This window comes from Streptomyces minutiscleroticus (genome assembly GCF_014650875.1).
In the GTDB taxonomy this organism is placed as follows: Bacteria; Actinomycetota; Actinomycetes; order Streptomycetales; family Streptomycetaceae; genus Streptomyces; species Streptomyces minutiscleroticus.
Genome location: NZ_BMVU01000181.1, coordinates 1 through 1,701, shown reverse-complemented (window position 1 = coordinate 1,701; position 1,701 = coordinate 1). Strand labels below are relative to the sequence as shown.

Below are 1,701 nucleotides of genomic sequence, written 5' to 3'. Positions count from 1 at the left end.
GCCGACCCGGCTGGACTGGGGCGTGCTGCGGGCCCGGGCGGCCGAGGGGGAACTCAACCCGCTGCTGCGCGGACTGGTCCGCCCGCCACGCCGCACGGCGGCCGGCGCGCAGAGCGTCGACGGACACGAGGCACTGCTCCGCAGGCTCGCCGCCGTCGACGCGGACGAACAGCTCCGGCTCCTGGTGGACGTGGTGCGTGGCAGTGCCGCGAGTGTGCTCGGGCAGAGCGTGGACGAGACGGTCAAGGCCACCCAGACGTTCAAGGAGGTGGGCTTCGACTCGCTGACGGCACTGCGGATCCGCAACAGCCTCACCGAGACAACAGGGGTACGGCTGTCCGCGACCCTCGTCTTCGACCACCCCACCCCGGCCGCGGTCGCCCAGCACCTGCGGGACCGGCTCGGCCTGGCGGACGCGACCCTCTCCGCGCCGCCCGCGCTGCTCGAACTCGACCGGCTGGAACAGGCGCTGAGTGATTCCGCCGAAGTCCCGGACGAACTGCGGGCACAGGTCGTGAGCCGACTGGAGGCCCTCGCCGCCCGATGGACGGGAGCGGCGGAGGAGACGGACGGTGTCTCGCTGGACGCCGCGTCCGACGACGAGTTGTTCGACCTGATCGACAACGAACTCGGTCTGCACTGACGGCACCCGGTGACCGGTCGGCAGCGCCGGCCGGTCGCCGTCGGCCACCCTTCTCATGCCACGGCCGGTCACCGAGGCCGGCGGCGAGCGACCGACCACTCGTGACGACCGACTGACGCCAGACAACCGACTGACGACGGGATGCGGAAAACCCATGTCGAACGACGACAAGCTGCGTGACTACCTCAAGCGGGTGACTGCCGATCTGCAGCAGACCCGACGTCGGCTGCGCGACGTCGAGGCCCGCCGCACCGAACCCGTCGCGATCGTCGGCATGGCGTGCCGGCTGCCGGGCGGTGTCGGCTCGCCGGACGACCTGTGGCGCCTGGTCGACGAGGGGAAGGACGCCATGGCGTCCTTCCCCCGCGACCGGGGCTGGGACGTGGACGACCTCTACGACCCGGATCCGGATGCCACCGGCAAGACCTACGCGCGGGAGGGCGGCTTCCTGGACGACCCAGGTGCCTTCGACCCGGCCCTGTTCGGGATCTCCCCTCGCGAGGCCCTGGCGATCGACCCGCAGCAGCGGCTGCTGCTGGAGACCTCCTGGGAGGCCCTGGAACGCGCGGGCATCGCCCCGACGTCGCTGAGCGGACAGCAGGTGGGGGTCTATGCCGGCCTGATGTACCACGACTACGCCCACCACGTGCTCAACCTCCCCGAGGGATTGGAGGGCTACTTCGGCATCGGGAACTCCGGCTCGGTGACGTCCGGCCGCATCTCGTACTCGCTCGGGCTCGAAGGGCCTTCGATGACCGTCGACACGGCGTGCTCGTCGTCGCTGGTCGCGCTGCACCTGGCGGTGCGGGCGCTGCGCGGCGGTGAGTGCACGCTCGCCCTGGCCGGCGGCGTCGCGGTCATGGCCACCCCGGAGGTGTTCGTCGACTTCGCCCGCCAGCGCGGTCTCGCCCGGGACGGCCGGTGCAAGGCGTTCGCGGACACCGCCGACGGCACGGCACTCGCCGAGGGTGTGGGTGTGGTGGTGTTGGAGCGGTTGTCGGACGCCCGGCGTCTTGGGCATGAGGTGTTGGCGGTGGTGCGGGGTTCGGCGGTGAATC

At 71.7% G+C, this 1,701-nt stretch carries 2 protein-coding genes; both read left to right on the top strand.

Annotated features, from left to right (window positions below):
- Positions 1 to 643, top strand: a 643-nt coding sequence (locus tag IE271_RS40805) for a phosphopantetheine-binding protein (RefSeq protein ID WP_229919985.1), incomplete at its 5' end; no start/stop codon positions are given.
- Between the two features lie 154 nt (positions 644 to 797).
- The coding region (locus IE271_RS40800) for a beta-ketoacyl synthase N-terminal-like domain-containing protein (RefSeq protein WP_190195464.1) at positions 798 to 1,701 on the top strand (904 nt) is incomplete at its 3' end.